This is a genomic window from Bradyrhizobium sp. USDA 372, assembly GCF_053629095.1.
In genome coordinates, this window is sequence record NZ_JBRJHR010000001.1 from 5,125,601 (window position 1) to 5,150,741 (window position 25,141).

The following is a 25,141-nucleotide window of genomic DNA, read 5'->3' on the forward strand; positions in this document are numbered from 1 at the left end:
TCATGTCGGCATCAATGTCATCCACAAAACCCAATCGTTCGTTCACGCTCCCAGCCGATCGGCTGCGCGAGCTTGCTGCCTCGGTCGATCCCGGTCGTTTTGCTGGGCTTCTTGACCCGCTGCTTTCGCCTTCCACGTTGGCTCGGCTACAGCAGAGTTCCAGGCTGCAGCCAAGGCTCGCCGAACTGCTGCTGGGCGGCAAGGTCGAGGTGAGCTGCGCCGATTGGAACGAAGATGCTCTCCTGGGGCATGAGCCGCGGCGGGCTGCGCTGCTCGCGGGCAGCATCTGGCATGCACGCTCTATCCTCAAGCTGGTTTCCAGGCACGATCTGCCGATATTGGTGGAGTTGATCGGTGCCGAAGCGCATGCTTTCGCAGTCCGGCATTTATCCAGTGCCGTCGCAACGACCCCGATCGTCGATCCAGAGCAATTGTCGCGACAGATCGAATATGACGGGCACGCTTGTCTCGGCGCCTGGCTCGAAGAGACTTCATCGCTTGGTCGTATCCGCGTGCTTCTACGCTTGCCTGTTGGGACGGCCGCCGAGAGTCCAACTGCTGAACACCGTAGCGCAGCAGGCCCGCTGCTTTCCCTCGTCATGGCGCATTTGCGTGCAGAGGCTGCCGGAGCATGACGGCCGATGATCCCGCATCACCCGCGGCCCCGCAGATTCGGCCACTTGGACCGCTGATCCCAGCTGCGCAGCTTGAGATCTGGCACGATGCCGTACGGGCGCGAGCCGCTGCCGAGCGGCATCTGCAGCGGGTTCGCGGGTGGGCACGCCAGGCTTATGAGCGGGAACGGGCGCGGGGCCGCGCCGAGGGTGCAAAGGCTGGCGCAGAGGAAATGGCGCGGCTGATTGCGCAGGCGACTTGTGAACTGGCCCAGCGCAAGGCGGCTCTGGAGCGGGAATTGCCGCAACTGGTCTTCGAGATCGTTCGCGATCTGCTTGGCGCGTTTGACCCCGGTGAGCTGCTGGTCCACGGCGTTCGTCATGCCATCGAGCAAAGATATAAGAACACGGAGGTTTGCCTCCACGTCTCCCCACTGAAGGCCGACCTGCTAGCCAGTGAGTTCAAGGACTATGACGGACTTGAGGGCCGGCCGAAGGTCAGGATTGAGGCGGATCCGGCGCTGAGTGCGGACCAATGTGTCTTGTGGAGCGAGTTTGGCAATGTCGATCTTGGACTTGCCGCGCAGCTGCGCGCGCTGCGTCTCGGGTTTGGCTTGTCAGAGGAAGCTGAATCGTGACCGGGCAACGAGCGACCCATGATGCCGAGGCCGCAGAAGGAAGTGTAGAGGCCGCACTCTCGTCCTTGAGATCTTCCGCCAGGCACATCGATACACGCGCCGTCCGCGGCCGGATCACGCGGGCGGTGGGCACGCTGCTGCACGCCGTCTTGCCGGAGGCCCGGGTCGGAGAGCTATGCCTATTGCAGGATCCTCGTAGCGGATGGTCGCTCGAGGCGGAGGTGATCGGCCTGTTGCCGGACGGGGTGTTACTCACGCCCATCGGGGACATGGTGGGGCTGTCCAATCGTGCGGAGGTGGTGACGACCGGGCGAATGCAGGAAGTGGCTGTCGGCCCCGGTTTGCTCGGCCGCGTCATCGACAGTTTTGGCCGACCGCTCGACGGCAAGGGCCCGATAAAAGCCGGCGAAGCCAGACCGCTGCGCGGCAGGGCGCCCAATCCGATGAAACGGCGCGGAATTGAACAGCCGTTCCCGCTAGGCGTTCGTGTCCTGGATGGCCTTCTGACATGTGGAGAAGGTCAGCGGATCGGAATCTATGGTGATGCGGGTTGCGGCAAGTCGACGCTGATGTCGCAAATCGTAAGAGGCGCGGCGGCCGACGTCACCATCGTTGCGCTGATCGGTGAGCGCGGTCGAGAGGTGCGTGAATTCATCGAACGTCATCTTGGCGAAGCCCTTCACCGTTCCGTCGTTGTGGTGGAGACCTCCGACCGTTCGGCGATGGAGCGGGCCCAATGCGCCCACATGGCGACAGCACTGGCGGAATATTTTCGTGATCAGGGCCTTCGCGTCGTTTTGATGATGGATTCTTTGACGCGCTTTAGCCGCGCCATGCGTGAAATCGGCCTCGCCGCAGGAGAGCCGCCGACCCGGCGCGGATTTCCGCCCTCCGTTTTTGCGCTGTTGCCGGGCTTGTTGGAGCGCGCCGGCATGGGCGAGCATGGCTCCATTACGGCCTTCTATACGGTGCTTGTCGAGGGTGATGGCACGGGCGATCCAATAGCGGAAGAATCACGCGGCATCCTTGATGGCCACATTATTCTGTCCCGCGCGCTGGCCTCTCGAGAGCATTTTCCGGCTATCGATGTGCTGTCTAGCCGCAGCCGTGTCATGGATGCGATCGTGTCGGTGCCGCATCGCAAGGCCGCATCCTTCTTCCGTGATCTGCTCTCACGCTACGCTGAGGCCGAGTTCTTGATCAAGGTCGGTGAATACAAGCAAGGTTCTGATCCGTTGACCGATCGAGCAATCGCCTCGATCGAGCAGCTGCGGGCCTTTTTGCGCCAGGGGCAGGGTGAGGCGTGCAGCTTTGAGGAGACGGTCGCATGGATATCGCGTCTGACGGCCTAAGTCCCGTTCACGCCTCAAAGCTGCGGCTGGTAAAGGACATGCGGGAACGAAGCGCCCTTCGTGAATTGTCCAACATGGAAGCCAAGCGCCACCTCGCGATTCAAGCTGTCCAACAAGCGTGCGAGCATCTTGCACATGCCGAAGAGCGCCGCGCAAAGGTCGAGGCGGAGCTCTATCGGGAGATGCTAGCGGCCGATGCGATATCTGTATGCGAACTGCAGCGACGCTATCATCTCATCATCGGGCGACTCACAGACGAGATCACAGCGGCGCAGTGCGTTCTTGACAAGGCCCGTGCTGCCCAAGAGCAAGCTGAGGCTGCGGCTCTTGAGGCCCGAGCCGTTTGGACCAAGCGTTCAGCGGCGAGCCAGAAATGGCGTGAGATCGATCACGACGTTCGGCGCATCACGAATGCACATTTCGAGGCTGCCGCCGAAATCGAAGCCGATGATGAAGTCTTGCTCCGCTACCGGCGAGGCCGATCAGGGCAGACGGGAGGTGAGCCAACATGATTGCAGATCCTCTCCCGCGCGAGCTAGGGGCCTGCGACGCGGAAGCCGCATCCGCGCCATATCGGCCGGCTGAACGCGCAGCCTTCACGCCGACGCTGATCCTCTCGCACGCCGTGACCTCGTGGCTTAACGAGATCGCAGCGTTGCGTGCGCCTCTGCAAACCCTCCTCGGCGAGAAGCCGCTATCTGTGCGCGTGAGCCGAACCGTCTGGCAGGCGGAGCCGGCTGCGACGTCGATGCTTGATTGCGTCTTCGAAGTAAATGGTGAAACCCTGATCCTGTCCTTGCCAGTTGCGCTTGCGGAAGCGCTGATTGGGACCTTGCAGGATGGCCTTACCTTACCTTCTGAGCCGACGCGTTCGCTGGTCCTGGAACTTGCGCTGGAACCCTTGCTGGCTCCGCTGGAAAGAATGACGCAGCGCAATCTGCAGCTTGTTCGCACCGAGGAAGCGCCGAATACGAGGCCTTATCTTGAATTTGACGTCGCCTTTGGTGAGCTCGCCAGCAAGGCGCGGCTGCTTCTATTCTCGCCGCTTGACGGTCCCGTTCCGCCGGCCTTCACCGCCCTCGGCGAGCTGCTCGGCCGATTACCGCGACAGACGGCCAAGCTGCCTTCCGAACTCCCGGTCATCGTTGCAGGCCAAGTCGGTTCGCTTCGCGTCGCGATCGGCGTTCTTCGCCGAGCAGAGCAAGGCGACGCGCTGCTCCCGGACGTAATTCCACTCGCGCGAGGACAGATCATTCTCGCTGCAGACCGATTGTGGGCCCCTGCAGAGATTGGCGGCGACAAGCTGGTGCTGCGAGGACCATTCCGCTTGCGATCCCACCCCCTAACGAGTGAAGATATAATGCCCCAAAACCAGGTGCAACAGCAGCCTCCGTCAGAGGCGGATATCGACAGCATCGAGATCACACTCATATTCGAATGTGGCCGCTGGCCGATGCCCTTGGGAACCTTGCGAACCCTCAACGAAGGCCACGTGTTCGAACTTGGCCGGCCTCTGGATGGGCCGGTTGATATCCTTGCCAACGGCCAACGTATCGGCCAGGGCGACATCGTGCGGATCGGGGACGAGCTGGCCGTCAGGCTGCGCGGCAGGTTGGCGCTTAATGACTGAGGTTCAACCCAGCATCCTTGCGCTTCTTGCGATTACCGTCGGCCTTGGCCTGCTGGCCTTTGCTGTCGTGACAACGACCGCCTTTATCAAGGTCTCCGTTGTTCTCTTCCTCGTGCGCAATGCGCTGGGGACTCAATCGATACCGCCGAACATCGTCCTCTACGGAGCGGCACTGATCCTGACCGTCTTCATCAGCGCTCCGGTCTTCGAGCAGACCTATAACCGCTTTACCGATCCGCAACTTCGCTACCAAAGTTTCGATGACTGGGTGACGGCCGCCAAGGAGGGACAGGAGCCGCTCCGAGCTCATCTGAAGAAATTCACTAATGAAGAGCAACGCCGCTTCTTCCTGTCCTCAACGGAACACGTCTGGTCGGAGGACATGCGCGGCAGCGTCACGGCAGATGATTTTGCGATTCTCGTGCCGTCGTTTTTGATCTCCGAACTCAAGCGTGGATTCGAAATCGGTTTTCTTCTCTATCTTCCCTTCATCACGATCGATCTCATTGTAACGACGATTTTGATGGCCATGGGTATGTCGATGGTATCCCCCACGGTGATATCTGTCCCCTTCAAGCTCTTTTTGTTCGTCACGATCGACGGCTGGTCACGTCTCATGCACGGGCTGGTATTAAGCTACACGACCCCAGGAGGTTGACCATGAACGAAGCCAGTATCCTTACGCACCTGAGTCAATCGCTCGTGCTCTTCATGATCTGGGTTCTGCCGCCGCTGCTCGCAGCTCTCATCTCTGGACTGATCATTGGCCTCATCCAGGCGGCAACTCAGCTCCAGGATCAAACCTTGCCACTGACAGTCAAGCTTCTGGTTGTTGTAGCCGTGCTCGCCGGGTTTTCTCCCGTGCTCAGCGCTCCTCTGATCGACCAGGCCGAGCACATCTTCAGCGAGTTTCCAGCACTCACCGCAAGATATTAGCAGAGCTTGGATGGCTGGCCTGTCACCCGCGGAGGCGCAAGCTCTCGTTCAGGGCACGATCGAGCTCGTCGCCGCAACCGGCCTGAGTGCGGCCCGCGCCCTCGGCATCATGCTGGTGCTTCCGGTCTTCACCCGGCCGCGCATCAGCGGTCTGGTTCGGGGAAGCCTTACGATTGCGATCGGCCTACCGTGCCTCGCTCAGATCAAGCTCGGTCTGCAGACCCTGGACCCGAACACGCGCCTAGTCAGCGTTATCATGCTTGGCCTGAAGGAGGTGTTCGTCGGTCTTATGCTCGGCATCCTGCTCAGTATTCCACTATGGAGCATACAGGCAGTCGGCGACATCATCGATACTCAACGAGGAATTTCGAGCCAAGTTGCGGGGGAGGATCCCGCGACGCACAGCCAAGCGTCCGGGACCGGGCTTTTTCTCGGCGTTACGGCAGTTACGATCTTCGTACTGGTCGGCGGGCTGCAGACCATGGTGAGCGGCCTTTATGGCAGCTACCTAGTGTGGCCTGTCTATCAGTTTCTGCCTGCCGTGACAGCGCAGGGTGCAATGGAATGTCTGGCCCTTCTCGATCGCATCATGATGACGACCTTGTTAGTTGCCGGGCCGGTGCTGGCCCTGCTGCTGCTGGTCGATGTCTCGGTCATGATACTCGGCCGTTTTGCATCTCAGCTCAAGCTGAACGATCTCTCCCCAATGATCAAGAATCTTGCATTCGGGGTCATCATGGTTAGCTACGCCGTCTATCTGCTTGAATACGCCGGAGCTGAAATCCTGACCTCGAACAACATGCTTGAGTATCTGAAGAAGCTGTTGAAATGAGCTCTACAAGTGAGGAGAAAAAGCTTCCTCCGACGCCCAAGAAGCTGCGTGATGCCCGCAAGAAGGGGCAGAGCGCCCGCAGCTCGGATCTGGTGAGCGGCGTCAGCGCCTGTGCCGGTTTCGGCTGTCTGTGGTGGCGAGCGGGTGCGATCAAGGACAAGTGGCAAGAGACGGTCCAACTGGTCGATAAACTGCAGGAGCAGCCGTTCACAAACGCAGTGCCACAAGCGCTCAGCGGCTTGCTAGAACTTTCGATTGCCACCGTCGCTCCGTTGCTCGCTGCTGCCGTCACAGCAGCTCTTCTCGCCAATGTCCTGGCCAATGGCGGCTTTATGTTTGCTTCGGAGCCGCTCAAGCCGAAGCTCGAGAAACTGGATCCAATCAAAGGCTTGAAACGCATCGCCTCGAAACGTTCGGCCATCGAGCTTGGCAAGACACTGGCTAAAGTGGTTTTGCTTAGTGCGACTTTCTTTCTCACGGTGACCGCCAGCTGGAAAGCGCTGGTGTACCTGCCAGTCTGCGGGATGAGCTGTTTTGGCTTCGTTTTCACCGAGGTTAAATTGCTGACTGGGATTGCCGCTGGAGCTTTTCTGGTCGGCGGATTGGCTGACCTCCTAATCCAGCGCTGGCTATTTATGCAGGACATGCGCATGACTGAAACGGAGGCCAAGCGGGAGAACAAGGAACAGCAGGGCAATCCGCAGGTGAAGCGTGAGCACCGGCGTCTGCGGCAAGAGTCGGCCAACGAGGCTCCGGTCGGCGTCAGTCGAGCCACGTTGATATTGCGGGGATCGGCAACGTTGATTGGGCTGCGCTATGTTCGCGGCGAGACCGGCGTGCCGGTCTTGGTCTGCCGTGGCGAGGGCGAAGCTGCTTCACAGCTGCTTGGTGAGGCGCGCGCGCTGCGCCTCAACATTGTGGATGACGATGTCCTGACGCGTCAGCTGCTCGGCAAAGCAAAGCTCGGCAACCCCGTTCCCTCGCAATATTTCGAGTCGGTCGCAAAAGCACTCTATGCGGCGGGGCTAGTCTAGATCATCCTGTCCTGACGCTGCGATCTGCAGAGTGCGCCCAATGGACGCTGGGATCTTGCGCGACGGGCCGATAGGCTCGCCCAGATAGCCTCTGGGCCACGGGCTCGCCGACCGGATCACTGGATCAGCTGCGGCGCCAAGCGCAACAACTTGTTCGCCGATTTCGAGTGCTTTCCGCGCCTGCACCCTCGAGGACGTCGACTTGTACCGTAGCTACAGGGGGTGCCACTCGGATAACGCGGTACTGCTGATCATGAACTAGGACGGCTCCCATCTGGAGCACGCTCTCAACGGGCCTGTGGTGCCGACGAGCCGCTCGTTCAGCCAAATTATAGCCGATGGAACAGAAGAACGCCGCCTCCCGCTAGGCTTTCGGCCGTGTAGCGCTGACCGTGGATCAAAAACACGGTCATTGGGACGTCGCGACTCGGCAGAAGGCCAAGGATCTGCAATATGTCGATCACGGCAGGCGAAGCCTCTTGGGGGCCGTGCGTCCAGTCGTCGCCCAACAACTCTCCCAGTTCAGGCACTTGGGGGAAGGGTTGATGACCTGATGCCGGTGCGGCAGACGGCAGGGAAAGGCTTGGTGCCAGTGCCGAGGGAGGGTCCTCACGCGATTCGAAAGGTGCCAGCCAATCAAAGCCGGGCGCAAGACCGCCGTAAATATCTGAGGAAGTCCTCGGTGCCGCAGGCGTAGCTTCACCCGGCAAACCGGGCCGAGGGTGATGAATGAGCTGAACGTCCTTGGGGCCTTCCGGTCCCAAGATGGCCGTGTAGCGTTCGCCGCCGATTTCGTAGTTCATGATTGGATGTTTCGCAACAGGCAAGAAGTCCCAATCCCCCAACGTGGACAGCATCATGTCGGGGGCCAGCTGGGTGTGATGGGAAAAATTCTCGGGAACGGCGAACGAAACATCAAACGTATCGCCGACAGCGGGCGACCGCAGATGGACGAGCCGAACATCATTGAGCCCTCCCGGTCCCAAGACGGCGATATAGCGTTCACCGCGAATATCGTAGGTCTTTATCCGCTGTGCTGCATCCGGCAGGAGGCCCCAGCGGCGAAGCGTGTGCATCATATTGGGCGCGGCCTGGGTGCCGTGCGAGAAATCCTCGGGAACGCTCAAAGACGCATCAAAGGCGTCGCCGGCTGCCGCGACCGTCTGCTCAAGCATGGTCTGGGCCGCAGCGCCTTGGTTCATCATCCGTCCAGGGTGGTCTTCAGAGGCGGAATTCGGCTGCCGCGAGCTCGGCTGCCAAGTCGCGGCATCGAAAAGCTCTTCCTGAGAGACACTTTGCACCGGCGAGGGGATTATTGGACTGAGCGTTGGCCAAGGCACCGGTGCATCGAAGGCCGGGGCCGGCAAGAGGTTCTCGCGATCCGCGGCATCGAAAAGCTCTTCCTGAGCGACACTTTGAACCGGCGAGGGGATGGTTAGACTCATCGTTGGCCAAGGCACCGGTGCATTGAAGGGTGGGGCCAACAAGAGGTTCTCGCGATCCGCGGCATCGAAAAGCTCTTCCTGAGAGACACTTTGCACCGGCGAGGGGATTGTTAGATTCATCATTGGCCAAGGCGCCGGTGCATCGAAGGTTGGGGTGGGCAAGAGGTTCTCGCGATCCGCGGCATCGAAGAGCTCTTCCTGAGCGATACCTTGCACCGGGGAAGGGATGGTTGGACTCATCGTTGGCCAAGGCACCGGTGCATCGAAGGTCGACGCTGGCAAGAGGTTCTCGCGATCCGCTGCATCGAAAAGCCCTTCCTGAGCGACACTTTGCACCGGCGAGGGGGCGATTGAACTCGTCGTTGGCCAAGGCACCGGTGCATGTGTTGTCGCCGGCAAGAGGACCTCGCGATCCGCCGCATCGAAAAGCTCGTCCTGGGCGACACTTTGTATAGGAGAATGGGCCGCTAAACCCATTGCATGCCTGACCTGCGGAACATCGAACCCGGGCGGCAATGAGCCGCCCCCATCCGCGCCGCTCCCCATCGGCTGCCCATCGGCCGGGGGCATGGGCGAGGGCGCGGACGGCTGAATGACCTGACGCGAGCTGCCTCCTTCCCCGCCTAAATTGTTCTGCAGGGTAGTCGCGCGATAATCGCGGAGGCCGTTCAAGGCGGCGATGAGCGTCTTGTCCTTTGGAAACAACCTGTCCGCGTGGCCAAGCAGTCTATCATCACTGAGCTCGGCCATGGACAAGGGGCGGAGCGCTACCGCCAATTTCCGCAGATGGCTCGCATAGCTCTCGGCCGTTCTCTTGCCAATCCGTCGACCAAAACCTGCGTTGGCGGCCTTCCTGATGACCCTCTCATCTTCCCTGGAAGGACGATAATGTGTTGAGATGGGGCCAGCGTCGGCGTCAGGCTCGCGGTACTGACTGACCATTGACAATGCTGGGGCAATGACCTTATCGCCTGGCAGCAGCTTCTTAGCGTAACCGGCTAACGTGTCGTCATCCAGCCCAGAGATTGATTTGCCAGACTTCTTCAGTGCGTCGGCGAATTTGCGAAGCCGACGATCATAAATTTCGACGGTGGTTTTACTCGGCGGTGGCCCTCGATCGAGAGCAGCGGCCGATGCCGCCTGGATGAGGCGATCGTCTTCGTCAGTGACATCATACAATGCCGCGTGAGGATATACGGGGCCCGCCTCTCGCGCGCCTGCCAGGTGCTGCTCAAACGCAACATGCGGCTGTTGCGGCTGTTCCACGCTGGCATCTGACGCAGTGGACTCTCTATCGGCTGGGTTGATCGTGTTGAATCGGTCCATGGTCAGTCCGCTGGCATCGCTTTTTCGCCATTTCGCTACTCACGTTAGCTTTCCAAAATCTGACGTGGCCGGCGGAAAGGTAGAATGACATGTGAATGATGGCCGGCGTGCGCTGTAGCATCGCTCGAGCAGGCAAAAGAAAGCGCCGGAAGAAAAAACAGCGTCTTCAACTGAAGTGTTGAGCTGAAATGGTGGTGTGATGCGCCACAGCGCTTCAGATCTCGGTCCCTTCACGGCGGTATGATCGTGAGGACCGGGTCATCCGGGGGCTTTCGATTACTCGGAGGTCGGGCTGAGGCGGCGACGGGGCGCTCGCTCCTTGAACCAACGAGATATCGGTATGGGCGGCACCAGAATTGAGGGCACTCTTGCGCGTTCCTGACCAGCATTCCCAGGAACGCGCGCTTTCAATAAAGCTCGCAAGCTCTGGTTGGTGGTCGCCTGCTGCGAGAATAGAAGCGAAACGAAGCCATTCGTATACCACCTTGTGGTCATGTTCACTTTCAACACACACGCTCCGACATGCTGGGTGGCAGATTAGGGCGGGATTGCCGAGGGCCATTGATCCATGAAGCCAGCAGCCGAGCGCGTTTTGACTGCTGATGGCTCGGTCGTTGCCATTGAGAGGCAACGCTAGCCTGTGAAGCCGCGTGCATTCAGACACCCAGGACAAACCATGTTATTGTTTGGCTTAATCCGATGTGCCTCCTACATAGCGTCCAGCGCGCGGCAACTGTGGCGCTCGCGCAAGAGGGCATTGCATCGATCGGATAAGACGGACGATGATGCAGACCAGCTGCCGAGCGCGTTACTGAACTGGAGCCACAAATGGGTGCTCCATAGCCATAACGGCGCGGAGCCAAACGACCGACGTGGTCGCCAAGCCTAAGTTGCCCTCTTGGAGACGCCCCATAGATCGTAGGCTCGGTCTTCGCCGTCGATCTCGCTTAGGCACGTCCGGTCACGGTTTCACCGTCGAAGCGCTCAGGGTCGTGATGGCGGCCTTGTTGAGCACGCGCACGCCACGTGGAATTTCTGGACGAGATCCATTGGTGCGGGTGAACAAGATCCGCCATCCGTTCGAGAGCTGTGCAGCACGTTGCGCTTGATCGTCACCGCTCCCGAAGCAGAGCGCGGGTTTGTGTGTCACGATCGAGCCGCCTCTCCTTGCTAGCCACATGGCAGCAGCTATTGTGATTTCCGACATTCGCCAAAAACCGCTATCGGAGCGGCTGCACATTCGGTTCTGTCGTTCCCGCCGCGTTCGGGGCTGCCGTACCTGCTCCATCTTCTCTGTTGCTCTTGTTACGCGGGGCGAAGGTACCGTAGTTGGCCAGGGGAATGGCGGCGCGATCGCCATTACTTGTGATGACAGACCGATTATCCAGCAAGTCGAGCGGATCGTTTACCATAACTGCCAGATTGTTTTTGGTCGAGCAACCAAGCGTGGGTTCGAACGAATTGTCGTTCACGGCTGGTCCGACGATCAAAAGCGACGGACAGATCGGAGGATGGGCATCAAAGGTGATCGCCTCGATCCTCACGCCGGAACGGGGCGGTAAATCGACGGGAGAAGCGGACAGGCGGATGTTATAAGGTGCAACGCCCATGGCGCGGGCCTCGTGCGCCACTTGGGCAAGGAGCCTGGGTGAGCCGGTGACATCCACATGGAGCGCATCCCGCCGGCCGCCACTGGCGTTCGCGATAAAGCTCCGCAGTTGACGCTTTTCGGAGCCACGCAGGCTCCGCAGGAACAAGATACGTTTCTTCTGCTCTACCTGTATTGCTTGTTCAGCCGGCCCGAGATGGATCGAGGCACTATTTGCACAGCCACCCAATGTTGCTCCTATAGCGATCAAGTGACACAAATGTCGCAAGGTCATATGAGGGTCCTCATTCGATGATAAAGCCGGCACTGCCGGTCAATCCTGGTGTGCTGGTGCGAGGAGCATCGCGGTCTCGCGGCGGCCGGGCCACCGTGTTCGTCAAAATGCGCCCCGCGTCTGAGGGCGGTGAGATGCGATCGCTCGGTGCACTCATCTTGTTCGGGTTCGATGCCGGCCGCACGATGTACGGCGTGACAATAATGACCAGCTCGGTTTCACGTTTTTGAAACGATGAAGAGCGAAACAGCGCACCGAGGATCGGCACATCGCCGAGCCAGGGAAACTCGCCGATATCAGTGTTGAAGTTTCGCCTGATGAGGCCGCCGATTGCAAAGCTCTGACCGCTGGCAAGCTCCACAACGGTGCTCGCGCGCCGCGTTGAGAGTGCAGGGACCGCCATGCCATTGATTTTGACTTCGCCTTCGCTCGACAGTTCACTGACTTCGGGCTTCACACGTATATTGATCTGATTGTTGTTCAGCACAGTTGGGACGAATTCCAGGCTGACGCCGAACTGCCGGAATTGCACGGAAACCTGTCGATTGTCCTGCATGACCGGAATCGGAAATTCCCCGCCGGCGAGAAAGCTTGCGGCTTCGCCGGACATCGCCGTCAGATTCGGCTCAGCCAAGATAGAGGCGAGGTGCTCGCTCGCGAGAGCGTCGAGAACAGCGCTGAGATTGGTATTGCCGGCGCTAAACCCGATTCCGATCGTGCCGCCGCCGCCGGCCGCGCCGGACCCGCCCCCTTTTCCGGTAATAAGGAAAGCGCCGTTTGGGCCGGAGGCGGTGAAGTTGATGTTGAGATCCTTGACCGCGCTGCGGGAGACTTCTGCCACCCGTACGCTGAGATTCACCTGCAACGAGCCAGCCACCTGGATCTTGTTGGCAACCAGCGCGCCCGCCCCAAGAAACTGCTCAGTGACCTTCCTGGCGTTCTCGACGACATCGGCAGTGGGCGCGGTCCCGCTAAGAATTGCGCCCCGGGGAGTATAGCTGACCTGTATCGGATAGTCGCCGACCTCAGCCCTCAGCGCGGCCCGCAGATCCTGGATCGGTTGGGTAACGACAATACGCAGCTCAGCCAGAGCCTCTCCCTTGTCGTTCAGGGCGAACAGGCTGGTCCGTCCCGCCTTTTTGCCAAAGACGAAGATCGTGGTGTTTGAGGGCGCCTGATAGTCCGCAATCGCCGGGTCGGCGACAAAAATGCTCGCAGCCGGTCCGGTCAGATGAACTGTCTTGCCCTGTGAGGAAGTAAGGCTGAGCGTGCCGGTGGTGCTGCCAGACGCCGCGCGTGGCTGTTCTGCTTTGCCATCTCGCTTTGTCTGAGCTGTGGCAGCAAACGGAAATAACAGAGCGACTGCGCACAGGGCGTACCAGAGGCGGCGAAAAGCGGCATAGTGCGAGCGGCCTGCCACCATGGACGGCTCATCAGCGCCGGGGGCATTGTTAACGATGTTCAAGGGAGTGTCGCTTTCAAGTTCGATCGGCTAGGCAGCCGAGGCTGCGCCAATGAGTTCAAGGGTGTAACCGACACCGCGCGCGGTCTTGATCCTGAGCGTTGCGCCCGCCTGGCTCAAATGCGTGCGCAATCGATAGATCCCGACTTCCAGCGCATTGGTCGAGACCTCGTCGTCAAATGCATACAAGCTATCTTCGAGCGATGCGCGCGGCACGGTACGCCCCGCGCGGTTGAGCAGATGTTCAAGAATGCACACTTCCCGGCGCGCAATTCTGAGGATTCGGCCACCGACCGAGACTTGCCGCGCGATTGGATCGAAATGCAGATTCCCGAATGTCACCACCGGCGCCGTCATTTGCGTTGACCGTCGCAAAATCGCTCGCATCCGAGCAATGAGTTCGTCGGTAGAGACGGGCTTAGGCAGAAAATCATCCGCGCCCGCATTGAAAATCGCAATCCGCCGGCCGAGATCATTGAGACTACTCATCATCATGGTGGGCATTGACCGTCCCTCGCGCCGCAACTGCTTCAGCCAGTCCAATCCGTCTCCATCGGGCAAAGCCGATTCGAGCAGGACCATGTGGTAGTTCGCGCAATCGAGCGCGGCCGCCGCCTCATCCAGCGTGCGTGTTACGTCGACGGCGAAGCCGCAACCTAACAGCACTTCCTTCACGTGGCGGGCAAAGTCCGCATGATGATCAACCAGGAGAATTCGCATTTCATTGCCTCTCGTCCATCCACGCAGACCTGAGCGCGTCACGATTGAGCATGGGCTCGATGTAACTGAGAGGAGGCTGGACCGGTGTGAGTTTGGACAGCCCGAAACGAGAGGGCGGAGCATGTTGGCTGGCGATCAATACCTGCGGGTCGATTGTCGTCGGATGGACCACGGACCGCTGCGGCCTGCTTACGGCGTCGGCGCTGCTCAACATGCCCCTCATGCCAGATCTGTTTTTGTTTAAGAGGCTGACAGCCGCGGCAGCCCGCTGACGCGTCCGTGGGCCGATCACGCCCGTCCTTGCACGCACTGACCCGGCCCCCGCAGAAAGAATAGCGCCGAGCCGCGCAACCGAAACCAAAGCGCGGGAGACGATCGGATTTGTGGCTGAACAGATGAGCGAAACTGACATGGAAACTCCCCAATTCGTCTTGGTCTGCGGCCAGTCTTGCTGGGCTGTCGAGCCTGTCGTGTCGTGAAGTCACGACAGTGCAAGTCTTTCCGGTATTCAAGGACACATCACGCGAGGCATCTGGCCACTGGCTTCACAGGCCGAGATGCACGCCGAAACGATCTGCCCCTCGCGGCCGGAAGAGCACCCTCTCGCGCGCAATTGTTCGCACGCAAGGTGTCAACCGTGCTGAAGTTGTGACGCGCCCGAGGTCCCCGCATACGTCGCAGCCCAGCGAAAGCTGCGAGCGATTGCAGAACCGAGCTCCACAGTTTTGCCATTGCGCATAGATCCCGGTGCCTACACCAGAACAACTTCGCCTCACGGAGTGCACAGCCCCAAAATGATCGGATCTCGATTTCGGAGTTGGAGTGTGCCCCGCAAGGCCGAGATAGCGGCCGCCAGCGTTCTTCTCGCACGGCGCATCTTGATTCGCTTGGGATAGGATCGGCGCTGCGTCCTTCGATCTCCACATAGGCGGTGTGGGACGCTGGCCCTGGAGAGGAGCTATCCAGCAGCATGATTGGGCGGCGCAGCGGAGCATTGTTCTTTTGAGACGTTCGCAATTCTTGCTACCTGTCAGGAAGAGTTCACGCGAGCGGGGGGCGGTGTCGCGACTGTCAGAAATCCTACAATCTGACGCTAGGTGAGGTTCAAGTGCTTTTGACCGCTGGTCCGTAGCGGTGCTCTCGAACTCGACGAGTCTTTAGCAATGACGACACGTCCTAACCAAACTATCGAGCTGCGCGTCGCGCGCGTCCCTCTCCTCAAGGTCATGAGCATTTCGTCGGTCCAAAAGCGTAGCTTGAGCCAAAGGCGATGACAGTGTGTGAGGGCCGTCGTCTTTGCTGGCCCTTTAGGTGTGACGTCGTGGTCGTGCGGTCGACTTCGTGCGTGCGAACTCAGCAGGGAGACAGTGGCGCCCCGTGATGCTTCTATGTGAGGCGCAGGAGCTAACCTATGGGATGCAGGCGCCGGAGCTCGCAAGCTGATTTGACTGACAAGGGACTGGAAGAATTGCGAAACGACATTCTTGAATGCTGCCTCCATACATCACGAGCGACTATGGAGCTTTTAGGCAAGATCGGCAAAATCGATTCTTTTGATGGAACGCATCCAGGTAGCAGATAGACCATTGTGCGAGGGCACGGCTTGCCGCGCGAGCGAGACTCTATTGACTTGATCTTTGATGCGCTCGCGTTCGAGCTCTTGCGATTGATCGCACCATCGATGGCAGGTCGAGCTGCGGAAACGATCGATGCGCGGCCTTAGTGGCTCACGTCATCTGAACTTTCTTCCGAACGTGTCGGCGGCGGCTGGATCGAGCGAGGAGGCCGCAGCACTCGAATGAGGCCGGGTAAGAACAAACAATGGCGCGAGTGTGTCCTCCGCCACACTGTCGGGTACCTCTTGGGATGTGGGCGCCCCTTCGTCCCTCGCCCGGTCAAGGGATAGGTCTCAGCGCCTGTGGCCAAGCCATTATCGTTGTCCGTGAAGCGGGCTCGCCTGGGATGACCCTTCCTTCGGGGGGTCATCTAGTCAGCATTAAGGGACCTACGAGCATGGCGCAGTCGCCAGTTGGCTAATCGTTACTCTCCAGTCCTCCGCTTGAAGGGGTTGTCTTCACTGGCGACTCGATAGCTTTCCAAATTGCCGCCCAGGAACAAGCGCTCTGTCTCACTAGTTGGCGTTCTGCCAAGCGAACACATCAAATCCACATCCGCATCGATGTTGTCGCTATCCTCCACATTCATTGCAAGGCCAATACTGCTCAGTACGTCGTCGGGCGTCCAGACCGCAGACTTCGGGACGACGTAGGTATGCAGCTTGTCGGCATTGTTTGCGATCGCTCTCGCCCAGTGGTCTCGGGAGACGCTGAGTTTCGAAGGGTCTTCGACCAACGACACGAATGGAGAAGCGGTCTTACCGCGCATATGCCATCCAGCCTGGCGTGCCAGGTCCAGGGGATATCGCTCCAGAGGATCTCCAATGGAAGAATGATCGCGCGCCGTGTTACGGACGTGTGATATTGCAGATGTGGTGGCTTCCGTGCGCGGTTTGCAATCGCTGTCCTGGTTCTGGAAACGATGCAGCTTGAGATATGTCGATGCCGCTATATTTTCGAAAATGCGATCCCGGTCGACACCGTTGTCCCCCGCTGGCGCCCATCGCGCTGACTGGTTTTCGGCGAGGGCGATCTCGTTCTTGAGCTCTTGGAGCGTGGCGCCCATTAGCGTTGCCGCAAGCTGGGCGCGCGCGCCGACAAATGATGGGGCTGGATAGCGACTGGTTTCCGAGGCCGCGCCGCCTGGCGCAGACGAGGAGCGGGCGGTAGCGGAATTTGCCGCTAAGGGGGGTGAAGCCGAGGTTGAATAGACCGAGCCTACGTCGTCTAGATTCAAGTCATTCAAGTGCTGCTCGAAGCTTGCTTGATCGTCTGAACTGTGCGCCGATGCGCTGATCTGGGTGTTAAGCTCGTCTTGTGGCCCGTGGACCCGGTGCGGCTCCTGTAGCGGGTTGTGAACCTCAAAGGGAGTGTCTGCGGCATTTCCTGTATCAACATTCATCTCTCTCTCCCTTCGAAGTGCAGGCGGTCGGCGTAGTTGTTGCAGGTGCAGCTTTCGAGAAGCTGACCGACCAGGAAGGAGGTCATTTAGCTTTGGAAAGGGTCGAATAGAGTCAGTCAACGAGGCGAACGGTCAGCTGCACGGAAGCCGCGGGAGGCGACGTACCACGATACCGTGCTGCCTTGTGCCCTCCGGCATTGGTGTTCGATCAGCCGAGATCGGCGCCGCTGAGTGAGCTTTTTCGGACCGCCGCGCCAGGTTCGCTCCACTACCTCATGCGGACGCTTCATCCAGGGAGACGGTCCTTGCACAGCAAGACGGACGGACTGGCGCTTGCGGCTGGCCGAATGTCTTTCGTAGATCGTCTCCTTATGCAGATGTGAGAACTGCATTCTCGCGCCCGTTAGGACTGCGATGGACAAGCGCAACCGGCTTCCGTTTTGTTGTTTCCAAGCGGAGGACGACGCTGGATCAAATCGTTGTAGTCGACGCGCGCGAAGCTAAGCCACTTCAGCAAACCTGACCTACGAGGTTGTGATGTCGGAATAGCCATCACAGCGACTTGCGCCTCGTTGCGACAGGCTGCTTTTGTACAGGCGCGAGCGCGCGTTGTGTCTGGAATCAGACAAAGGGCTTGCGAGCACGACGTCTTTAAAAGCGCAATTTGCGGTACTTATCGAGGGAGAAGAGCATATGAAGTTTACTGGCCGAGCACTAACGATCCTGTTGTCCTTGCTTTCGGCCGCGAGCGTGAGCGCGCCGGCGAGAGCCGACGAGCCCTCGCCGAAATACACCGAGGTGCTCAGTGCCCTCCAGCGCGGGGAAGAATGTAAAGCTCATACTGGACATGAGCCGCTGTACCACAGCGGAGGGTGGCAAGCCTGCGTCGGCGACGCAAGCCGGCCTGCTCATCAATGCATTCAGGGTAACCGTCCAGAACGGCATCAGCTTCGCCAATGCTCATCAAACGGTCGACAGCTCCGGACATGCCGTGACCGAGTACATCCGCCATAGCCTTAGCCGCGAGGGCAAGCTGACGGTGCGAGCCTCGAAACTTGTCGTCGGGACCACCGAACTCGTGAACCAGGGCGAATTCATCTGCGAACTGCCGGATGGCGCAAAGTTCATCTGGTAACGAAGAGCACAGAGCAGGGGGCGCTTCAAAGACTTGATCCTTTAATCGCGCGGACACCTTCGCACGGATACGGATCCTTTCGATCGTCAGGAACGATCAGAGTGTTTCTGACGGTCGTTTCGTCGGGCGAGGATCAAGTTGCACGAACTTGCTGCTCAGGTAACTCATGAGGGCCGCCGATCTAGATTCGATATCAGGGATTGGAAGATCGGCGGTTCAGCCAGTCGTCGGATGGGGGGAGCAAGGCTCTCACTTGAACGCTTCAGATGAACTCGCCAAGGACGCCCTCACGCAGTCTGCGGTCATCGTAAGAACATTCCAAGTCGATCCAGCCGCGGGCTCGCGTTGATGACACTCGACCTAGGCGCCCAGGATGCGCTCGTATCCTTCATCCGCCTCTTTTGGGGTCCTTCACCTTGAAATCTCAGTGCTGCCGAATGCAGCCACAAGGTGATTGAACCATCCCGCTTAAGATCATCTGGGCTGGCCGCTATGGGTTTGCTCACCGCTCGTAAACTGCGTTCGCGCGCAGATCGAAGCTCTCTGAGCAAACGATCCGTGGTTTCGGCAGCTTGAGCAACTGCTCGAGGTGCCGACGAGCACCTCGTTCAGCCAAATTGCGCGCCAACGGAAGAGCTGAGCGCGGCCATCGGTTAGGCTGATCGCGTTGTATCGATCCATTCTGCGGTCGGCGGGCATGGCTACCTCGTTCTATCGCTACCATGTTAGCTTCGCAAAAGCTGACCTGGCCAGGCGGAAACCTAGAATGAATAGTGGGCAAGGGTCGTTCCAACCCGCGGATAAGTGCGGCGAACTTCAGAGACGATACAGGGTTGGGCTGAACTCTCATGTTTCCAAGCGGGTCGTGTCCCCGGTGATGGTGTAGCTCGGTAGAGCAAAGCCGTCCGCACGCGCGCCCTCCCATGGCGCCGTAGCGGGCGGGCGGCTTTGCGGTGGTCACCGGCAGTTCGCCGGTAGGGTCGGGTTGCTGACACCAACCTGATTCGAGGAACCACCGATGACCGATGAGATGATGAACCTCCGCACGCTCGTGGAGAAGACCCCCGATGCGGATCTGCTGCGCGAGATGATCGGCTTTGCTGCCCAGCGCCTGATGGAGCTGGAAGTGGAAGGCCAGACCGGGGCCGCCTACGGCGAGAAGAACCCCGAGCGTCTGGCGCAGCGCAACGGCTACCGCGACCGGACCTGGGAGACCCGCGCCGGCACGGTCGAGCTGCGCATTCCCAAGCTGCGCAAAGGCTCCTACTTCCCCGGCTTTCTGGAGCCGCGCCGGATGGCCCAGAAGGCGCTCACCGCCGTGGTGCAGGAAGCTTATGTGCAGGGCGTCTCGACCCGCTCCGTCGACGATCTGGTGCAGGCGATGGGCATGAGCGGCATCTCCAAGAGCCAGGTCTCGCGGCTGTGCGCGGAGATCGATGACAAGGTGAAGGCGTTCCTCGCTCGCCCGATCGAGGGCGATTGGCCCTATCTGTGGATCGACGCCACCTACGTGAAGGTGCGCCAGCAGGGGCGCATCGTGTCGGTCGCGGTGATCGTCGCGGTCGGCGTCAACAGCGATGGCCGGCGCGAAGTTCTCGGCATGGACATTGGTCCCTCGGAGGCCGAGACATTCTGGACGGCGTTCCTGCGCAAGCTCGCCCGCCGCGGCCTGCGCGGCGTCAAGCTGGTCGTCTCCGACGCCCACGAGGGCATCAAGGCGACCGTCGCCAAGGTGCTCAACGCCAGTTGGCAGCGTTGCCGCGTGCACTTCATGCGCAACGCGCTGGCCCATGCCGGCAAAAGTGGACGGCGTGTCGTCTCCGCCTTCATCGCCACTGCGTTTGCCCAGGACGATGCCGAGGCCGCACGAGCGCAATGGCGGAAGGTCGCCGATCAGCTCCGCCCCAAGCTACCCAAGCTCGCCGGCTTCCTCGACGAGGCCGAGACCGATGTGCTGGCCTACATGACGTTCCCGCCGCAGCACCGCACCAAGCTGCACTCGACCAACCCGATCGAGCGCCTCAACGGCGAGATCAAGCGCCGGACCGAGGTCGTCGGCATCTTCCCCAATGAGGACGCTATCGTCCGCCTCATCGGCGCGATCCTGCTCGAACAGAATGATGAATGGGCCGTCCAGCGCGCCCGTTACATGACGCTGGAAACCATCGCGCCGTCGAGCGATGATCCAACCGTCAGCCTCCCGGCTATCGCCAGCTGACCAGTCCGGCTTTTGCCGGCGAACGCGGTGTCCCACCGCCAGTTACACCACGCTCAGGGACACGATCTCCAAGCGCGGTACGCGGCCAGTCCCCCGCGCTGGCCAGTTGGGCCGGAGTATTATTGGTAGCGTGAAACGCTACTGTTTGATTTCTCCGAGCGTCGTAAAAGGCAAGTCACCCTTTCCGAGGCCTGTACCACTCAGTCGTTTGTTCCTGACGTTTTGTATGGATTAGATGCGCTAGCGGTCCGATAGTCATCCAGGTTCCCGCCGAGAAATAGTACCTCACGCTCCTCAGTTGGGGTATCGCTCACCCAAGCCAGAGCGGGTTCGTCATTCTCAGTCCCGTCCTCGAGAATACTGACGATGTCTTCCGCCGTCCATGTTGTGACTCTCGGGACCGTGTAGGTGTGCAACTCATTCGCGTTTTCCGCGATTGCTTTGGCGCCATACTCGTTGTCATCGGTCCGGCGAAAGGAGCAGTTGTGAGGCCTCCTCAGACAGTGACACAAAAGGCGAAGAACTGGTACCTCCCCTCATGTGCTCTGCCGCTGTGCGACCCAGATCAAGTCGTTGGCCTCCCCAGATATTCCAGGGGGCGGCCTCATAACGCAAAGCCGCCATGGAACGCAAATGGGCCATCGCGCTTTGACGGTCCAACGCATGTGGCTTGCAATGGCTGGCGTGGTTTTGAAAGCGCTCCAGCTCCACGTATGACGATCCCACCACGTCATCGTAAACGCGGCCACTGTCCACGCGGTCGACTGACGATCCACTCGCTCGTGACCATTTTGCTGATCTTTGCGCAGCGAGTTCGATTTCTCTTCTGAGTTCCGCAATGTTAGCGCACGTCAGCGTTGCGGCAAGTTGAGCGCGTGTTCTGACAAAGGATGCAGCCGTGCAGCGTTCATTCTCCGGGATACCTTGCGCTCTCTTGTTACCGTCCGTTACCGTCCGGCTCGATCCGGCCCCAGGTGAAGCCAATGCTGCGAGGATTGGCTGAGACTCTCTAAGCCGCTGCTCAAAATCTGCTTGCGCTATCTCTTCCTGTTGAGGCTCGAGGTAATTCATCCGAGCCTCGGATCGGTTGACGTCCTCAAATGGGTCCATGTCGGTCTCCCTTTGGTAGCCTTGTCACTATCATTCGTACGAAGTTGATCCGATAAGGATCAGAAACCGAGACGCCCGCAATGTCGATAAAACGCACCGGCTCCGGTTCTCGAACCGATCGGTGTGTTGAGGGCATACGGGTCGGACTGACCGCCGATCCAAGTCATTCTTCTGTTCCAGAGCTTGGGCCATCAAGTCGGCCTGCCGTCCGGATAAAGATGCTGCGATGCTAGAAGGCTTAGCTGTCGAACAGCTGACCAGACTCAGCGCTTGAAGAAAACGCGGGGTCCTTTCCGACTACCCCCGCGAGCCTGTTGTTCATGCAGAGCAGAGTTTGGGAGATACGGCCATCGTCGCTATCCGCTCCACGGCAGGGCCGTGTGAAGGTCCGGGGAGAAGCAGCGCGGCGGAAGCGCTGCTATCGGTGAGCTTGAGCGGCGTGGAGAAGTATGCCTGGGCCAGCTTGCATCGGCTCCGAGTGGATCTCCTTGAAATGCTCGTCAAGGTGCTAGCTGGATCCGAACAGCTGAGTCTGGCCGCAGCCGTCGGGCTCGTGTCCGGGCCGGGGTGGCGTGAAGCTTATTCCTCTGTCGGGACTGCTGAAACGAGACCTCGCGTCGGTGCGCCGGGGCGCTGGCCGTAAAACAAGAGCCGGGCGTGCGATTTCGATTCGGGCATCCGCAACACATGGGTAATGGCTTAACTGACAACATTAAAACGCTGTGCGGCCGCGAGACGTTGAACTGCCAACCAGAGCTTGACTGGGCCACAAACGATTCGGGTGCATAGAACCCGCGGCGGCAAGAACTGGCGCACGGGCGCCTCAGTTCGGAAAAGAAAAACGGCGCGTTGACGCTTGCAGCCGATGCGCCACACAATGCACCACAACGTTGGTCGCGCCTTACAAACATATCGCCGCACAAGCCTTTTAGTGTGACCTGCAGGCGCAGCAGAACAAAAAGATCCAGGGCAATCTCCGCGGTCGGTCGTATCGGCCCCTCCTTGCCATCTCCGAACCCCGGCGCGGTTCCGGTCAAAGTAGCGATAGATCTCAGGCACCGACGCATGAAAATGTGACTAGCATCAGTCTTCTTGGGTCGATCCAAAGCGACCAGCCCGGATGGCCGAAGGAGGCGGCTCTTGGCGCTCCGAGGGTTGCATTTCTGTTGCTAGTGGCAGGACGGCGATGGCTTAGGTCAGAACGCCGGGGCTGCGGTCGTCCACCATGCTGGCGCGGAGCGTGTCGTCCGTGATCTTTCTCGCCGGAGGTGGCCGCAGACCTCGAGGCTAGCCAGACGGTTCGAACCGGCATTGATGAAGCTGATAGCCTGCGATTCATCACGAGAGGCGCGCCCGACCTCATCTGCCGGTAAGTGACGCGCTCCGATACCCAACTGAGTGATTTCGTGAACGTTGATGCTCCGGGTGTTTGATGCTCCAGGGCCTTTGTGTTCACAAGTAACTGAGTCCCGTGCACATAGCGGGGCGCGCTCACGAAGGCGGCCTCGGGGACGGCATTCTTCCAAAGTCGCGTCGGTCATCATACCGATGGAAAAAGCGAGAACATGCGGCGCCTGCAAGACAATCACGCGAAGATCCGCAGCATCCTCGAATGCAGCAGGCGCCACGGTGCTGCAGAACAAAGCTTAGCGTCCAAGCAATGCTTTAGGCATCTATAATCTAGAATGTTTCATCGCATTATTAGATGGTTGGCTTGGCCCGGCCTTATTGATCGGATGTCGCTTTGCAACGGGGCAGCATGCGGCTGATCAGCAATGTCTCGCCTAATCTGTTTGTGTTCTCGAGCGCATCAATTCATGTCCCTCGCTTTGAGCCGGCGCTGCCAATTAAAGTCGCTGCAATCACGCAGCGCATGTTCGGGGAGCCTGATCAGAGACCATTTGGGCTAAGCGATGGACAGATACACTTCGCAATAGAAGGGGATGCCAACAGACGATAGTAGATTGAAATACTCAACTATTGCGTTTGCGTGGTTTCGCCCTCTAAAAATCCTCTAATCGATCCTTGCTCGCCCGGTCGCGAGTCCAAACGTTCCGATCGCGAATGGGCATCACAACACCTTCCTGAGAAGCAGCTGGCCTTGATGAATTCTGGAGCGCAGATGTGAGTGTACTCGTGTGGGATCAACTAGCCGCTGGAAACTGGCTGTCACGACAGCGTCAATCGGCGACCACCGTTGTCGAAGCTCTTTTGGGCTGCGCCTGCGCGCAGAACATCATAGCACGTACCCGAATCTTCTTCGGGGAGAGCCCTCTAACATCAGCCGACGGTTTGTTATCCATGCCTCAAATCGGTTGCCCGGCGCACATTGAGCGTGAGCTTGCGCGAAAGGGCAGGGTGGTCGCTGATTTGTCCTCAACGCCCACCAACTGGCTCAGAGGCCGCCGCATTAGGGGTTGTGATGTCTTCGGTTAACTCCATGCTTCATCTCGGCCTAAATCTTCATGGCGCTGGTGGCCATTCCGCCGCGTGGCGCTGGCCAGGTACAAATCCAAGCGCCTTTTTCGATGTCGAGCACTACGTCCGGGCTGCGAAGGTTGCGGAGCGTGGTCTGCTGGATGCTGTATTCCTCGCCGATACTCCCGCGATAAGTTTCGACATTACGCACCAGCCACCGCTGAATGGGCTCGAACCTACCCTCGTTCTTGCGGTGATTGCACGCGAAACGCAGCGGATTGGCCTGATCGCGACAGCGTCGACGACCTACAATGAACCATACAATCTCGCTCGGCGTTTCCAATCGCTCGAGGTCATCAGCGGTGGCCGCGTTGCCTGGAACGCAGTCACGACGTCGAGCCCGGCGACGGTAGCAAACTTTGGCGGTCGAGAAGTCGGGCGAGTGGATCGCTACAGACGGGCCGAGGACTTCGTTGAAACGGTCCGCGCTCTCTGGCTGAGCTGGAGCGGCGAGGTGGTCATCGCCGATCAGGCTGCGGGAGTTTACGCAGATCAGAGTCAATTCCGCCTCCTGGATCCCGATACCAATAGTTTCGGCATCCGAGGCCCACTGACGCATCCCGCTTCGCCCCAAGGTCACCCAGTCATCGTTCAGGCGGGCGGTTCGGATCCCGGACTATGGCTTGGTGCCCGCAGTGCAGATGTCGTGTTTGCGGCCGCCGGGGACTTGACGACGGCTCTGAGGGAGGCAGAGCGCCTGCGTGCGCTCTCTCGGCAATTCGGCCGCCCTGCGGCTCCGCTCATCCTGCCGGGCCTTGTCACCTGTATCGGGGGCACCGAGGACGAGGCGGCTCGTCGCAAAGAAAACCTTGATGGACTGCTCGATCTGGAGCGCGCCCTCGGCGCCCTTGCAAGAAGCATGGGTGTGGCGGTCGAGAAGCTCAGCCTCGAGAGGCCAATCCCGGAGGAGATTCTGCCTGATGCAGATCATGTTCCGTTTTCTGTCGGTCACCATCGCACGATTGAAGCTCTGGCGCGTCAAGGTCGGACGGTTCGCGAGATCATCAGCAGCGTTCAAGCTTTTGGCCACCGCTTGCTTGTGGGTGCACCCGAGCAGATCGCGGATTCGATTGAGGCATGGTTCCGCGCCGGCGCGGTCGATGGTTTCAACATCATTCCGGATGTTCTCACCGATGGCACTTCAGCGTTTGTCGACAATGTGGTTCCCATCCTGCAGAAGCGCGGGCTGTTTCGCAAAGAATATCTGGGACAGACACTGCGAGAGCATTTCGGCATTTCTACTCCGTTCGAGCCGGCACGAGCCACAGCTAGCTCACCGCTCTGACGCTTCCTCAACACCAAATCTCTGG

General features: G+C 59.5%; 17 protein-coding genes. 12 read left to right on the plus strand and 5 right to left on the minus strand.

The features are described from left to right. The first annotated feature begins 2 nt into the window (after positions 1-2). From AB7M16_RS24125 to AB7M16_RS24165, 9 genes are read left to right on the plus strand one after another with little or no spacing between them, the layout of a single operon-like run. Positions 3-635: a nodulation protein NolU gene (locus AB7M16_RS24125; RefSeq protein WP_124163626.1), complete on the plus strand. Its 633-nt coding sequence runs from the start codon at positions 3-5 to the stop codon at positions 633-635. Beyond that, positions 632-1,252, plus strand: coding sequence for a type III secretion system stator protein SctL (gene sctL / locus AB7M16_RS24130; protein ID WP_036031175.1), 621 nt, complete (start codon positions 632-634; stop codon positions 1,250-1,252). The genes AB7M16_RS24125 and sctL overlap by 4 nt, the downstream gene beginning before the upstream one ends. Next, positions 1,249-2,604, plus strand: coding sequence for a type III secretion system ATPase SctN (gene sctN, locus AB7M16_RS24135; RefSeq protein ID WP_036014832.1), 1,356 nt, complete (start codon positions 1,249-1,251; stop codon positions 2,602-2,604). The genes sctL and sctN overlap by 4 nt, the downstream gene beginning before the upstream one ends. After that, on the plus strand, positions 2,580-3,116 hold the full coding sequence (locus AB7M16_RS24140) for a hypothetical protein (protein WP_124163627.1): 537 nt from the start codon (positions 2,580-2,582) through the stop codon (positions 3,114-3,116). The genes sctN and AB7M16_RS24140 overlap by 25 nt, the downstream gene beginning before the upstream one ends. Next, positions 3,113-4,234 (plus strand): type III secretion system cytoplasmic ring protein SctQ, encoded by a 1,122-nt coding sequence (gene sctQ, locus AB7M16_RS24145; protein ID WP_453945377.1) that lies wholly within the window; start codon positions 3,113-3,115, stop codon positions 4,232-4,234. The genes AB7M16_RS24140 and sctQ overlap by 4 nt, the downstream gene beginning before the upstream one ends. Further along, positions 4,227-4,892, plus strand: coding sequence for a type III secretion system export apparatus subunit SctR (gene sctR, locus AB7M16_RS24150; protein ID WP_124163629.1), 666 nt, complete (start codon positions 4,227-4,229; stop codon positions 4,890-4,892). The genes sctQ and sctR overlap by 8 nt, the downstream gene beginning before the upstream one ends. Before the next feature lie 2 nt (positions 4,893-4,894). After that, positions 4,895-5,170 (plus strand): EscS/YscS/HrcS family type III secretion system export apparatus protein, encoded by a 276-nt coding sequence (locus tag AB7M16_RS24155; protein ID WP_036014823.1) that lies wholly within the window; start codon positions 4,895-4,897, stop codon positions 5,168-5,170. A 10-nt stretch (positions 5,171-5,180) separates the two neighbouring features. After that, positions 5,181-6,002: a type III secretion system export apparatus subunit SctT gene (sctT, locus tag AB7M16_RS24160; protein ID WP_453945378.1), complete on the plus strand. Its 822-nt coding sequence runs from the start codon at positions 5,181-5,183 to the stop codon at positions 6,000-6,002. Then, positions 5,999-7,036, plus strand: coding sequence for an EscU/YscU/HrcU family type III secretion system export apparatus switch protein (locus AB7M16_RS24165; RefSeq protein WP_036031186.1), 1,038 nt, complete (start codon positions 5,999-6,001; stop codon positions 7,034-7,036). The genes sctT and AB7M16_RS24165 overlap by 4 nt, the downstream gene beginning before the upstream one ends. A gap of 329 nt (positions 7,037-7,365) precedes the next feature. Here AB7M16_RS24165 and AB7M16_RS24170 read toward each other — a convergent pair whose 3' ends face one another. The 5 genes from AB7M16_RS24170 to AB7M16_RS24190 all read right to left on the minus strand — a co-directional run bounded on the left by AB7M16_RS24170 (position 7,366) and on the right by AB7M16_RS24190 (position 16,890). Further along, positions 7,366-9,807 carry a hypothetical protein gene (locus AB7M16_RS24170; RefSeq protein WP_453945379.1) on the minus strand — a complete coding sequence of 814 codons (2,442 nt, stop codon included), beginning with the start codon at positions 9,805-9,807 and terminating at the stop codon, positions 7,366-7,368. A gap of 1,220 nt (positions 9,808-11,027) precedes the next feature. Further along, positions 11,028-11,690: a CpaD family pilus assembly lipoprotein gene (locus tag AB7M16_RS24175; protein WP_036032006.1), complete on the minus strand. Its 663-nt coding sequence runs from the start codon at positions 11,688-11,690 to the stop codon at positions 11,028-11,030. Between the two features lie 10 nt (positions 11,691-11,700). Beyond that, entirely contained in the window at positions 11,701-13,155 is a 1,455-nt protein-coding gene (locus AB7M16_RS24180; protein WP_036032008.1) for a type II and III secretion system protein family protein, read from the minus strand. 27 nt (positions 13,156-13,182) lie between these two features. After that, positions 13,183-13,872, minus strand: coding sequence for a response regulator (locus AB7M16_RS24185; RefSeq protein ID WP_036032010.1), 690 nt, complete (start codon positions 13,870-13,872; stop codon positions 13,183-13,185). A 2,040-nt stretch (positions 13,873-15,912) separates the two neighbouring features. Next, positions 15,913-16,890, minus strand: coding sequence for a hypothetical protein (locus AB7M16_RS24190; RefSeq protein WP_453945381.1), 978 nt, complete (start codon positions 16,888-16,890; stop codon positions 15,913-15,915). 847 nt (positions 16,891-17,737) lie between these two features. On the opposite strand from AB7M16_RS24190, the gene AB7M16_RS24195 reads away from it, so the two are divergent. The 3 genes from AB7M16_RS24195 (at position 17,738) to AB7M16_RS24205 (ending at position 25,116) form a co-directional block, all read left to right on the plus strand. Continuing rightward, a complete protein-coding gene (locus tag AB7M16_RS24195; protein WP_453945382.1) occupies positions 17,738-18,025 on the plus strand; it encodes a VirK family protein in 288 nt (95 codons plus the stop codon). Positions 18,026-19,043: 1,018 nt separating this feature from the next. Beyond that, positions 19,044-20,243, plus strand: coding sequence for an IS256 family transposase (locus AB7M16_RS24200; protein ID WP_453945383.1), 1,200 nt, complete (start codon positions 19,044-19,046; stop codon positions 20,241-20,243). A gap of 3,532 nt (positions 20,244-23,775) precedes the next feature. After that, positions 23,776-25,116, plus strand: coding sequence for an NtaA/DmoA family FMN-dependent monooxygenase (locus tag AB7M16_RS24205; RefSeq protein WP_036032050.1), 1,341 nt, complete (start codon positions 23,776-23,778; stop codon positions 25,114-25,116). Positions 25,117-25,141 lie beyond the last annotated feature (25 nt).